Below are 13,196 nucleotides of genomic sequence, written 5' to 3'. Positions count from 1 at the left end.
TAGAAAATCTAAAATTTGAATAGGTTATTTGAACAAATTTAAAATGTGTTTAAACATATTTTAAATTTGTTTTATATAATAAAATGGCTTGAATACTGAATATTAAACATTTTCAAGAATTTGTTTAAACAAATATTAAAAATATTATTGACTATATGTTTAAAATAGATTATTATGATATTGTAAACATTTAAATGTTAGGTTTAATATAAAATTTATTAATTAATTGTTCAATTGGACTAATACAAAACAAAATTGTATTAATATTCATGAACTTATTCTTTAAAGTAATAAAAATCAAATTGGAGGTTTTAATGATGGGGAAATTTCAAAATGATGCAAAAGAACTATTAAAGCTAGTTGGTGGAAAAGAAAACATCTCAGCAGTTACACATTGTGTTACTAGAATGAGATTTGTATTAAACGATCCAAGTAAAGCTGGCGTAAGTGAAATTGAAAAATTAAAAAGTGTAAAAGGAACATTTACACAAGCAGGGCAGTTCCAAGTTATAATTGGGAATGAAGTATCAACATTTTATAATGACTTTATAGCAGTTTCAGGAATAGATGGAGTAAGTAAAGATGCAGTAAAAGATGTTGCTAAAAACAACATGACTTTTATACAAAAGCTTATGGCAAATATAGCAGAAATATTTTCACCACTTATTCCAGCAATCATCGTTGGAGGTTTGATTTTAGGATTTAGAAATGTTATCGGAGATATGAAATTATTAGAAGGCGGAACAAAATCTTTAGTTGAAGTATCTCAGTTCTGGGCTGGGACAAACAGTTTCTTATGGTTAATTGGAGAAGCCATATTCCACTTCCTACCAGTAGGTATTACATGGTCAATTACAAAGAAAATGGGGACAACCCAAATTCTTGGTATAGTTTTAGGTATTACATTAGTTTCACCACAACTTTTAAACGCATATGCAGTGGCAAGTACACCAGCTGATAAAATACCTTTCTGGGATTTCGGATTTGCACATGTAAACATGATTGGATATCAAGCACAAGTTATACCAGCTATACTTGCAGGTTTTGCATTAGTATTTCTTGAAAGAGGCGCAAGAAAGATAAGTCCAGCATCAATATCAATGATAGTTGTACCATTCTTTGCTTTAGTACCAGCTGTTTTGATAGCTCATATTGTTATAGGACCTATAGGTTGGGCAATTGGTGCAGCGATTTCAAAAGTAGTATATGGTGGATTAACATCTTCATTTGGAATGATTTTTGCAGCAATCTTTGGATTCCTTTATGCACCACTTGTTATTACAGGACTTCACCACATGACAAATGCAATAGATCTTCAATTAATGGCACAATTTGGAGGAACATCACTTTGGCCAATGATAGCATTATCTAATATCGCACAAGGTTCAGCAGTTTTAGCTATGATATATTTACAAAGAAAGAATCAAGAAGCTCAAGAAGTTAATGTACCAGCTTGTATTTCAGCTTACCTTGGAGTTACTGAACCAGCAATGTTTGGTGTTAACTTAAAGCATGGATTCCCATTCTTCTGTGGAATGGCAGGATCAGCAATAGCAGCAATAATTTCAGTTGGAAGTGGCGTAATGGCAAACTCAATCGGTGTTGGAGGACTTCCAGGTATATTATCAATAAAACCAGCGTTCATGATGATATTTGCATTAGCAATGCTTGTAGCAGTAGTAGTACCATTTGTTCTTACAGTAATTGTAGGGAAAAAGAAAGCAATAAGCTAGGATTGGAAGGAAGAAATTATGAAGGATTTTAAGAAAAGTACTATCTATCAAATATATCCTAAATCATTTTATGATACAAACGGTGATGGAATTGGAGATTTAAACGGAGTAATAGAAAAATTAGATTATTTAAAAAATTTAGGTATAGATTATATATGGCTTACTCCTTTTTATCCTTCTCCTCAAGTAGATAACGGATATGATATCTCTGATTACTATAATATTGACCCAAGCTTTGGTACATTAGAAGATTTTGAAAAATTAGTACAAGAAGCAGAAAAAAGAGATATATATGTAATGCTTGATATGGTACTTAATCATACATCAACAGAACATAAATGGTTCAAAAAAGCTATAAGCGGAGATAGAAAATATAAAGATTTCTATATATTTAAAGAATCAGAAAAAGATAAACCACCTACAAATTGGAAATCTAAATTTGGTGGGAATGCATGGGAATATGTAGAAAAGTTTGATGAATATTATCTACATCTTTTTGATAGAACTCAGGCAGATTTGAATTGGGATAATGACGAAGTTAGAAATGAGATTTATGGTGTTGTTAACTTTTGGCTTAAAAAAGGTGTCAAAGGATTAAGATTTGATGTTATAAATTTAATTTCAAAACCAGAAAAGTTTGAAAGTGATACAGAAGGTGATGGAAGAAGATTCTATACAGATGGTCCTAAAATTCATGACTATCTCCACGAGCTTAATGAAAATACCTATGGAAAATATGAAAATATTGTAACTGTAGGAGAAATGTCATCAACTTCTCTTGAGAATTGTATAAGATATTCTAATCCAGAAGAAAAAGAATTATCAATGGTATTTAATTTTCATCATTTAAAAGTTGATTACTATAAAGGCGATAAATGGACTGTTATGGATTTTGACTTTATGAAGTTGAAGGCGTTATTTAAAACTTGGCAAGAAGAAATTCAAAATGGGTGGAATGCTCTGTTTTGGTGTAATCATGATCAGCCTAGAATAGTTTCTAGGTTTGGAAATGACAAAGAATATTTAAAAGAAAGTGCTAAAATGCTGGCAACTACAATACACATGATGAGGGGGACTCCATATGTGTATCAAGGTGAAGAGATTGGAATGATAAACCCTTATTTCGATAGCATAGAGAAGTATAGAGATGTAGAATCTATAAATTATTATAATATTTTAAAAGAGCAAGGAAAATCTGAAGAAGAGATATTACAGATTTTAAAAGCAAAATCTCGTGATAATTCTAGAACTCCAGTACAATGGGATGATAGTGAAAATGCTGGGTTTACTAAAGGTGAACCATGGATACCTGTTAGCAGTGAATATAAAAGAATAAATGTTGAACAAGCATTAAAGGATGAAGATTCGATTTTCTATCATTATCAAAAGCTAATAAGGTTGAGAAAAGATTATGAAGTGATTTCAAATGGAAGTATAAAGTTCATTCTTGAAGAAAATAATAAAGTACTTTCATATGTAAGAAATTTAGGCGACGCTACAGTACTTGTCATAAATAATTTTTATGAAGAAAGTGCAAAAGTAGAGATTCCAGATGAATATGCAAATAAAAGTGCTAAGAGTAAAATATTAATATCAAATTATAAAGATAGTAGTGTATTAAATAAAGAGTTAAATTTAAGACCATTTGAATCAATTGTATATCATATATAGAAATTACAGTAGCAACTGCTCAGCAAATGGGCGGTTGTTACTTTTTTGTACAGAAATTTATAGGAGATTCCAGCGTTAATACATGAGTTTATAATCTTTTATGTGTGCAGTTTATATATAGAGAGAAAAGATGAAGTTAAAGTTAGTTATATTAATATTTAACGAAGTGGCTGGTGGTTTTAGAAGATAAGTCTTATAAGTATAGGAATTAATATAAAAGCTATATTAATATATCTTATGAATTAGTATAATAATTAAATAAGATATATTATTAAGAAGGAAGGTGGATTAGCTCTGGGTATACTATTAAAGTATGCTGCAGACTAAAATGTAATTATGAATGAAAAGATTAGTACTATAATAAATGAAATGATAAAATACTATGCAAAAGATCCAAGAAGGGTTAATCACTTTTTAAAGGTATTTTCTTTTGCTAAATCTATAGGGGAACTTGAAAATGTAGATAAGAAGACTCAGGAAATTTTAGAAGTAGCTGCAGTAATGCATGATATAGGAATAAAAGTTAGTGATGAAAAATATAATTCTTCTGCTGGAAATTATCAAGAACTTGAAGGGCCTCCAGTTGCAAAGGAAATGCTTTCAAAATTTAATTTTAGTGAAGAATTTATTGAAAGAGTATGCTATTTGATTGGGCATCATCATACATATAGCAAAATTGATGGCATTGACTATCAAATATTAATAGAAGCTGATTTTTTAGTTAATATTTATGAAGATGAAATAAAAACTCCTCAAATTGAAAGTATAAAAAATAAATACTTTAAAACAAAATCAGGAACAGAATTTTTAAATAGCTTATACCTGTAATATAAAATAAGGGGTAATAAAATGATAGAATATAAAAATTTAGATAGAGAAATTATTAGAGAAATTTCAGAAGTTTATGTAAAAGCTTTTAATTGTGAACCGTGGAATGACAAATGGACTATTGAAAGTGCATCTAAACGCATATCTCAGATGATAAATTGCGAAGGGTTTAATGGACTGGTTGCATTTGATGAGGAAAAATTAGTGGGAATGATACTTGGAAGCATTGAATATTATTATGATGCAGTACTTTTTCAAATTAAAGAACTTTGTGTAGACCATAAAATTAAAGGTGCAGGTATAGGTTCAAAGTTGCTGAGTGAATTTATAACAAGATTAAAAGCTAAGGGGATAGATAGAGTGATTTTGCTGACACTTAAAACTAATGAAACAGAAGGTTTTTATAAGAAGCATGGATTCAAAACTTTTGAGAATATGATAATGATGGGAAAGGAAATCTAAAAAATATATAATATCATCGAACTGGTTTTTATATGTAAATAAACTGTCTAAAATTATATATGGGTATTCTGAAGAATAGATATTTAAATATTCTTCAGAATATCTATTGTTAGGAATATTAGAATATAGAACACTTAATCATATATTCTAATTATTCTCTAGAATCGTAACTAGCACATTTAGTTTCAGTATATAGTTGGGCTCCATTACCTGCTACTTGTATAGAATCTAGGCTACAAAGTTTGTTAGTGTTATGATTACATGTTTCAACGTTGCAAGTTAGAGCATCGCATTTTCCTTGAGAATTAGTATTATTAGTTAAGTCACTATAATGAGATTCTTGTAAAAATGAACCACAGCAAGTTCCTCTTTCACTACTTGCAGACATTCCACCAATATCAACTCTATTTGAATAGCAAACTCCACTATTGTTGTGTGAACAATTATTTACTTCACAATTAATTTTTTCCACAAAAAACACACTCCTTTAAGTTAAATCTTAATCTAGTTATAATATTATTTGCTAAAGTATCTATCAAGTAAGCCTTTAAATGCTTTACCATGTCTTGCTTCATCTTTACACATTTCATGAACAGTATCATGTATAGCATCTAGATTATGCTCCTTAGCTAAGGTTGCAAGTTTCTTTTTGCCTTCGCAAGCACCATATTCAGCTTCAACTCTAGCACTTAAATTAGATTTAGTATCAGGAACAACAACTTCCCCTAAAAGTTCTGCGAATTTAGCAGCATGTTCTGCTTCTTCATAAGCAATTCTTTTATATGCTTCACCTACTTCAGGATAACCTTCACGGTCAGCTTGACGGGACATTGCTAAGTACATTCCGACTTCAGTACATTCACCTATGAAATTAGCTCTTAAACCTTCTAATAATTCATCATTAAGACCGCCGGCAATACCAATTCTATGTTCATCAGCAAAATTTAATGAGTCAGTCATTTCCTTGAATTTGTCAGCACCTGCTTTACAGATAGGACAAACGTCTGGTGGTGTGTCACCTTCATGGATATAACCACAAATAGTACAAACAAATCTTTTCATTTAAAATTCCTCCATAAACTATTATTGTATTTTTTAGGTATTAAACAACCTTAAAAATAGTATTACCAATTAAAACAAAAATATTAATATATAATTTTTATTAATTAAATTATTCAGGTGTCGTATAATTTTCTAAATATGTTATAATTTATTGGAGTGAGTTAAGAGTGATAAACAAGGAGGAATTTTTACTTGAATAACAATTTTGAATATATATTATTTGATTTAGATGGAACACTTACTGATTCTGGCGAAGGAATAACTAAATCAGTTCAATATGCTTTAAAGTCTTTTGGAATTTTAGTTGATGACCTTAAAGAATTAAACAAATTTATTGGACCACCTTTAAAGGATTCGTTTAAAGAATATTATAACTTCGATGAGGAAAAAGCACAGCTTGGATTGGTAAAATACAGAGAATATTTTGCTGAAAAAGGTATCTATGAAAATAAGTTATATGATGGAATACCAGAACTTCTAGAGGTACTTAAGAAAAATAATAAAAAAATTGTACTTGCTACATCAAAACCAGAAGTGTATGCAAGGCAAATTTTACAATATTTTAAAATTGATAAATATTTTGATTTTGCAGCTGGAGCAGACTTTGAAGAAACAAGAGTAAATAAAGGTGATGTAATAAAATATGCTTTACAAGAGGCTAATATTACAGACTTATCAAAGGTTATCATGGTAGGAGACAGAGAACATGATATTATCGGCGCAAAAGAAAATAACATAAAATCAGTGGGAGTTCTTTATGGCTTTGGAGATGTTATTGAACTAACCCAAGCTAGAGCAGAATATATAGTTAAGGATACAGAAGAACTATTGAATATTCTTCTTTAAAAAATTATAAATCAGTTATGTAAGAATAATTATGTTGATACCTTTAATACTCAGTAAAGAAATATAAAAATTAATTTTATTGTAACATCAGTTACAGAAGTAATGTGGAATAAACATTATAATAAGATTAAAGATAAACAATAAAAACTTAAAAGATAACTTATTAAGATATATGAGAGGAGAATGTCAACATGATAACTAAGGATTTAACAATAGGAGAAGTAATTCGTATAAAGGAAAATGCACCACAAATTTTAATGAGCTTTGGAATGGGATGTGTTGGATGCCCATCTGCACAAGCTGAAACAATTGAAGATGCAGTTAAAGTTCATGGAATAAATTTAGAAGAATTATTAGAACAATTAAATAAATAATATACTTAATAGAAAGGCTGCTTAAAACTAAGCGGTCCTTTTTTGTGTAAAGAAAATCATAGATATTTATAAATCATAAAATCTAGATTATAATATCAAATAAAGGATTTTAGCTGAAAGGGGGAAAAACATTGACTTTGCAACAATTAAAATATGCTCTTGAAATTGCAAGGTACGGGTCAATAAACGAGGCAGCTAAAAAATTATTTATATCTCAGCCAAGTCTATCTAATTCAATAAGAGAACTTGAAAGTGAACTGGGAATTGTAATATTTGAGAGGACAAATAGAGGAATTAGCATTTCTTCAGATGGGATTGAATTCTTAGGGTATGCTCGCCAAATAAGTGAACAAGCTGAATTTATTGAGGACCGCTATCATGGAAGAAGAGAAAAGATTATGCATTTCTCTGTGTCAACTCAGCATTATGCTTTTGTTGTAAATGCATTTACAAAACTCTTAAAAGAAATTGAAACAAATCAGTATGAGTTTAATTTAAGAGAAACAAAGACATATGAAATAATAGATGATGTAAAAACTCTTCGTAGTGATGTTGGGATTTTATATATTAATGAAGTGAACTCTAAGGTTATGAATAGAATTTTTAGTGATAGTAATTTGAAATTCACTCCGCTTTTTAATGCAAACCCACATATAATCATAAGTAACAATCATCCTCTTTCTACTAAAGAAAGTGTTACTACTAATGAGATGTTAGAATTTACTTATATAACATTTGAACAGGGAATTAATAATTCATTTAATTTTTCAGAAGAAATGATGAACATGACTAATGTTCCGAAAAGTATTAAAGTTATTGATAGAGCAACACTTTCAACTTTATTAACCAGTACAGATAGTTATACAATTGGAACAGGATTTATAGACTCTGATTTTGATGAAAGCAAACTTAAAGCAATACCAATAGAATGTGATGAAATTTTCACAGTTGGATGGATAGCCCATAAGGATATTAAGCTTAATAAAATAACAATGCGCTACATTGAGATTTTAAACGAAATTATTTCAACAAATTATTTAGACTTAAATTATTATCTGTTATAGCAGTTTAAATGGAGGAAAATATGAGTAATGAGATTATAGGTACAAAGAGAAATAGTCCACCTTTTCGATATGATATAGTTGGAAGTTTTCTTAGAACTGATGAAATTAAGATTGCACGGAAACAATATAATAGTGGAGAGATAAATGCTGAAGAGCTGAAAAATGTTGAAGATATAGAAATAAGGAAGCTTATAGAAAAGGAAAAAGAAATAGGATTAATAGCTGTTACTGATGGAGAGTTTAGGAGATCTTGGTGGCATCTTGATTTTTTTGTTGGAATTGAAGGTACAAAGAAAATAATATTAAATCAAGGAGGAAGTGTTCAGGGATCTAGAACAAAAGCTGAAAGCTTTCAAATTGTTGATAAGATAAGATTTAATAGGCATCCAATGTTAGAGCATTTTAAGTATTTAAATAGCATTGTTAAAGATCAAAATATTGCTAAATTTACTATTCCATCACCATCTCTATTTCATTTTGTTCAAAGTCACAATAAAAATAATGTATATAGTAGTGATGAAGAGCTGATGGAAGACATTATTAGTGTTTACAAATCTGCAATAAAGGAGTTTTACGATGCAGGCTGTCGTTATTTGCAGCTTGATGATACTGCGTGGGGAACCCTATGTAGTGAAAGACACAGAAGTTATTTTAGAAGTCAGGGAATTGACCCAGAAGCTCTTTCAAAGAATTATGTAAGATTGATAAATGAGAGCATTAAAGAAAAACCAGAAGATATGATCATAACTTTGCATGTTTGCCGTGGGAATCTACATTCAATAGGATTTGCATCAGGTGGATATGAACCTATTGCAGAAGAATTATTTTCTAATGCTAAGGTGGATGGATTCTTTCTTGAATACGATAGTGAAAGATGCGGAGATTTTAAGCCGCTAAGATTTATAAATGATCAGTTTGTTGTATTGGGAGTTGTAACAACAAAGCATGGAGGCCTTGAAAGTAAAGAGCAATTAAAAAATCGTATTGCAGAAGCTTCTCAATATGTAGATATTAATAAACTTTGCCTAAGCCCACAGTGCGGTTTTGCATCAACAGAAGAGGGAAATATAATTACTGAAGAAGAACAATGGGAGAAAATTAAACTTGTTATCGAAACAGCTAATGAAATTTGGAAGTGAATTTGTTTGCTATAGGAAAAAATTATAGCTGGTAATAGTTTTTTGAAGTTACCTTACATGAGGTTAAACATGCTATACTGATTTCAAGAATAAAGCAAGGCAATTAAGGGGGATTAAAAAAATGAGTATAGAATTTAAAAATGCAAAACAAAGAAGTGTTGCACCATTTAGGGCTGATATTGTAGGAAGTTTTTTACGACCAGAGGTTATTAAAGAGGCGCGAGCTAAATTTCAAAATCAAGAAATTTCAAGTAATGAATTAAGAAGAATAGAAGATGAAGAAATAATAAAATTAGTGAAAAAACAAAAGGAACTTGGACTTAAAGCAGTAACAGATGGAGAATTTAGGCGCTCATGGTGGCATCTTGATTTTATGTGGGGATTAGATGGGGTAGGAAAACGTGTACTAGAAACAGGTTATAAATTTAATGGGCTAGAAACTAGAGCAGAAACAGCCACATTAACAGGAAAAATAGATTTTAGTAATCATCCGATGGTTGAACATTATAAATTTTTAAAGAGTATCTCGGGAGATGATGTAATTGCTAGACAGACTATTCCAGCACCAGCACAATTTCTTGCAGAACTTCAACGTGGTGAAAATAAGGAGATTACAGAATCTATTTATAAAAACATAGATGAGCTAATTTTAGATATTGCAAATGCTTACAAAAAAGCTATTAAAGCATTTTATAACGAAGGTTGCAGAAATCTTCAACTTGACGATTGTACTTGGGGTATGCTTTGTGATAAAAAATATTGGGAAGCTAGACAACAAGAAGGCGTAGATACAAATGATATTGCTAAACTATACGCAAAGGTAAACAACTTAGCAATTGAAGATCATCCTGAAGATTTGGTTATTACAATGCATGTTTGCCGTGGAAATTATAATTCAACATGGGCAGGATCTGGCGGATATGAACCAGTAGCAGAAATTCTTTTTGGAACTGTAAATGTAGATGGATTTTATCTAGAGTATGATACAGATCGTGCAGGAGATTTTGCACCATTAAGGTTTATTAAAAATCAACAAGTAGTTTTAGGGTTAATAAGTTCCAAGACAGGAATATTAGAAAATAAAGAAGAAGTTAGAGAAAGAATTAGAGAAGCAACAAAATGCGTAGATATTAACCAAGTTTGCTTAAGTCCACAATGTGGTTTTGCCTCTACTGAGGAGGGAAATATTCTAACAGAAGAGGAGCAATGGAATAAGATAAAGTTAGTAAGAGAAATTTCAGAAGAAATTTGGAAATAAAAATATATGATTTCTTCCTTAAGTGAGTATAATATAATTATATTTATAGGCTAATTTGAAAGATAAAAAGCAAATTAGAAGGAGGATTCAAATGAGAGTAATGACCTTTAATTTAAGACGCGATGTTCCTATAGATTTTAATGATAGATGGAATACTAGAAGGAGCTTAATTTATAACGTAATAAATGAGTATAAATGCGATATAATAGGGGTTCAGGAAATTAAAGATAATATGCTTAATGATATTAAAGAAAATATTGAGGGATATAATATTATTGGAGCTCCAAGAGGGAAAAAAGTTTCTTCCGAAAGGAACAGTTTATTAATCTCTAGAAATTATTTAATTGAAGATTATAAAACTTTCTGGCTATCTGAAACTCCAGATAAGATAGGAAGCCGCGTATGGTACTCATATCTTCCAAGAATTTGCACAACAGCCATTTTACAAATGGATAATGGAAGAAGAGTTAGGGTTTGTAATACTCATTTAGATAATCTGCTTCCAAAGGCAAGAATGTATGGTTTAAGAAAAATTCTAGAATTTATAGAAGATGAAAAACTTCCTGTTATACTAATGGGAGATTTTAATGATAGACCTAATAGTAAGTTGATTAAAAGTCTTAAAGAGGGGAAAATATCAAGTAAAAAATTATTACCAGTACAAGACGTAAACATGGGTTTATATAATGAATCTACAATAGGAAATTTCAAAAGGTCAGGAAAAGGGCTTCATATAGATTATATATTTGTATCGGAGGAAATAGATGTGGTTAATGCTGAAATAATTAAATATAATGATAACGGGAAGTATCCCTCTGATCATTACCCTTTAATGGCAGATATAGTAATAAATTAAATATATAAAAATTGAAATAAAGCATTAGTAAAAAAACTTGGAATTCTAAGATTATGAATCCAAGTTTTTTTATTGTCTAGGAAAGTATAAAAAAATTGAATTTTGAAAGCTAGTTATATGAATGGTTAAGAGGATGTTGGCTTGTAAAAATATGATTAAGAAAATAAATCATATTCGCCTACATAAAATGTTCTTATATGCACAATACGGAACTTAACAACAGTCGCCTGCGATTTTTTTACTTCTCTAGAATTTTATATTATAGTGGAATCTCAAGCTACACAGCCGGCGGAGATTTTGTTGTTATGGGATTTTTAGTAAATTAACAAGTTGAAATTATATTTTGTTGATTATACTGGATATAAATACATAATACCCCAATTAACTTTAAAGTGAAGAAAAAATATTATATAATAGTATATATTGTAAATAAATTAAAAATAAAATAAAAAAATATATTATTAATATAAAGGAGAATAAATTTATTGTCGAAATTAGAGAAATGTGTATGCGTAACATACATATGTTTAGCAATTGTCTTAGGTGGGCTTGCAGCTTATTGTAAAGTAACATTTGGAGAAATAAATTACAGCGGCTTAATAGCTAGAAAAGATAAGAAGCCCTCTGATGTAAATGTGAATACTACTAATAACAATGAGAGCATAGAAAAAGTATTAACTGCCGCACCTAAAGTGCCGATAAAAGCAGAATTAACAGCCTACTGTAATTGCGCTATATGTTCAGAAGCCTGGGGCTCAGAAACTGCAATGCAGACTCATACTAGAGTTGGAACTATAGCTGTACCTAAAAACATTCCGTTAGGAAGTAAAATATATATTCCGGATTTAAAAGATTACAAAGATGACGGTATTTTTGATGCAGAAGATAGAGGTGGCGCAGTTAAAGTTAAAAGCGATGGCACCTATATAATAGATGTGTGGCTTCCAACCCATGAGCAAGTCAAGGAATTTGGAAGAAAAAAGACTACAGTTTATTTAATAAAATAATAGTAGCTTGAAGTTTTTCTAATATTCAATTAAAATTATGTTAGTATGAGGAAATAAAGCAAGAAAAAAATAGAATATATATATTGTAAAAATAGTCCTTTATCATAATTCTAAAAAATATTACAAGAATTTTAGTTATAATTGTGAATTGCAATATATATTACATATATTTTGTTAAGAAGAGTCTTTTTTAGACTAAGGGGGACAATAGGCTTATGGGTCAATCAAAAGAAAATGATCAAATATTTTGGGACAGTAGAGAAAACATTATATCACCAGAATTAGTTGAAGAAAGAATAGAAGAGATGAATGAAACGTTACTTGTTTATAGATCAGCAATAAAGGAAGTTAAGACTAAATTAGATATTTTAGATGATGAACTTAAGATAAAGAGGAAGAGGAATCCGATTGAATACATGAAATCTAGAGTGAAGACTCCAAGCAGTATTATGGATAAACTTAAACGTAAAGGGTTCGAAATGAGTATTGAATCTGCTAAAAAGAATTTAAATGATATTGCGGGAATTAGAGTTATCTGTTCTTTTGTAGGGGATATATATGATATCGCCAATATGCTAATAAGACAGGATGATATAACACTAATTGAAGAAAAAGATTATATAAACAGTCCTAAGCCAAATGGCTATAGAAGTCTTCATTTAGTTATAGAGGTTCCAATATTTTTTTCAGATCATGTGGAGCCAGTCAGAGTTGAAGTTCAAATTAGAACGATAGCTATGGACTTTTGGGCTAGCCTTGAGCATAAATTATATTATAAGACATCTGGAGATGGACCGCTGCATATTACGCAAGACTTAAAGGAATGTGCGGAGCTTATAGCATCTACAGATATGAGGATGCAGGATATACAAAGAAAGGTAGAAAAACTAAGATAG

The 13,196-nt window shown here is 30.0% G+C and carries 14 protein-coding genes; 12 read left to right on the top strand and 2 right to left on the bottom strand.

Annotated elements, in window-relative coordinates:
- The first annotated feature begins 317 nt into the window (after positions 1-317).
- The 4 genes from treP to L3B96_RS21025 all read left to right on the top strand — a co-directional run bounded on the left by treP (position 318) and on the right by L3B96_RS21025 (position 4,694).
- Entirely contained in the window at positions 318-1,733 is a 1,416-nt protein-coding gene (gene treP, locus L3B96_RS21040; RefSeq protein ID WP_023976630.1) for a PTS system trehalose-specific EIIBC component, read from the top strand.
- A gap of 18 nt (positions 1,734-1,751) precedes the next feature.
- Positions 1,752-3,404: an alpha,alpha-phosphotrehalase gene (gene treC, locus L3B96_RS21035; protein ID WP_238899872.1), complete on the top strand. Its 1,653-nt coding sequence runs from the start codon at positions 1,752-1,754 to the stop codon at positions 3,402-3,404.
- A gap of 336 nt (positions 3,405-3,740) precedes the next feature.
- On the top strand, positions 3,741-4,232 hold the full coding sequence (locus tag L3B96_RS21030; RefSeq protein WP_238948477.1) for an HD domain-containing protein: 492 nt from the start codon (positions 3,741-3,743) through the stop codon (positions 4,230-4,232).
- 21 nt (positions 4,233-4,253) lie between these two features.
- Positions 4,254-4,694, top strand: coding sequence for a GNAT family N-acetyltransferase (locus L3B96_RS21025; RefSeq protein WP_238948476.1), 441 nt, complete (start codon positions 4,254-4,256; stop codon positions 4,692-4,694).
- A gap of 151 nt (positions 4,695-4,845) precedes the next feature.
- Here the strand turns inward: L3B96_RS21025 and L3B96_RS21020 are convergent, their stop codons facing one another.
- Together L3B96_RS21020 and L3B96_RS21015 are read right to left on the bottom strand one after the other, a co-directional pair.
- Positions 4,846-5,166 (bottom strand): DUF1540 domain-containing protein, encoded by a 321-nt coding sequence (locus tag L3B96_RS21020; protein WP_012058540.1) that lies wholly within the window; start codon positions 5,164-5,166, stop codon positions 4,846-4,848.
- Between the two features lie 44 nt (positions 5,167-5,210).
- The gene (locus tag L3B96_RS21015; protein WP_017209325.1) at positions 5,211-5,756 is read right to left on the bottom strand and encodes an NADH peroxidase; all 546 of its coding nucleotides are present in this window, start codon (positions 5,754-5,756) and stop codon (positions 5,211-5,213) included.
- Positions 5,757-5,948: 192 nt separating this feature from the next.
- Between L3B96_RS21015 and L3B96_RS21010 the strand changes: the two genes are divergently transcribed.
- From L3B96_RS21010 to L3B96_RS20975, 8 genes are all read left to right on the top strand, one after another.
- On the top strand, positions 5,949-6,602 hold the full coding sequence (locus L3B96_RS21010; RefSeq protein ID WP_012058542.1) for an HAD family hydrolase: 654 nt from the start codon (positions 5,949-5,951) through the stop codon (positions 6,600-6,602).
- 191 nt (positions 6,603-6,793) lie between these two features.
- A complete protein-coding gene (locus L3B96_RS21005) occupies positions 6,794-6,976 on the top strand; it encodes a DUF1858 domain-containing protein (RefSeq protein ID WP_077840636.1) in 183 nt (60 codons plus the stop codon).
- Positions 6,977-7,107: 131 nt separating this feature from the next.
- Positions 7,108-8,040 carry a LysR family transcriptional regulator gene (locus L3B96_RS21000; RefSeq protein ID WP_238899876.1) on the top strand — a complete coding sequence of 311 codons (933 nt, stop codon included), beginning with the start codon at positions 7,108-7,110 and terminating at the stop codon, positions 8,038-8,040.
- A gap of 20 nt (positions 8,041-8,060) precedes the next feature.
- A complete protein-coding gene (locus tag L3B96_RS20995; protein ID WP_238948475.1) occupies positions 8,061-9,179 on the top strand; it encodes a 5-methyltetrahydropteroyltriglutamate--homocysteine S-methyltransferase in 1,119 nt (372 codons plus the stop codon).
- A 121-nt stretch (positions 9,180-9,300) separates the two neighbouring features.
- The gene (locus L3B96_RS20990; RefSeq protein ID WP_238948474.1) at positions 9,301-10,437 is read left to right on the top strand and encodes a 5-methyltetrahydropteroyltriglutamate--homocysteine S-methyltransferase; all 1,137 of its coding nucleotides are present in this window, start codon (positions 9,301-9,303) and stop codon (positions 10,435-10,437) included.
- Between the two features lie 91 nt (positions 10,438-10,528).
- Positions 10,529-11,293, top strand: a complete 765-nt coding sequence (locus L3B96_RS20985) for an endonuclease/exonuclease/phosphatase family protein (RefSeq protein WP_238948473.1) — start codon at positions 10,529-10,531, stop codon at positions 11,291-11,293.
- Positions 11,294-11,778: 485 nt separating this feature from the next.
- Positions 11,779-12,300, top strand: coding sequence for a 3D domain-containing protein (locus tag L3B96_RS20980; RefSeq protein ID WP_023976619.1), 522 nt, complete (start codon positions 11,779-11,781; stop codon positions 12,298-12,300).
- Positions 12,301-12,515: 215 nt separating this feature from the next.
- Positions 12,516-13,196, top strand: a complete 681-nt coding sequence (locus tag L3B96_RS20975) for a GTP pyrophosphokinase family protein (RefSeq protein ID WP_012058549.1) — start codon at positions 12,516-12,518, stop codon at positions 13,194-13,196.

Origin of the sequence: Clostridium sp. YIM B02569, assembly GCF_022320765.1 — a bacterium.
GTDB lineage: Bacteria > Bacillota > Clostridia > Clostridiales > Clostridiaceae > Clostridium > Clostridium beijerinckii.
The sequence above is the reverse complement of the archived record's forward strand: the minus strand, read 5'-3'. Positions and strand labels throughout refer to the sequence as shown.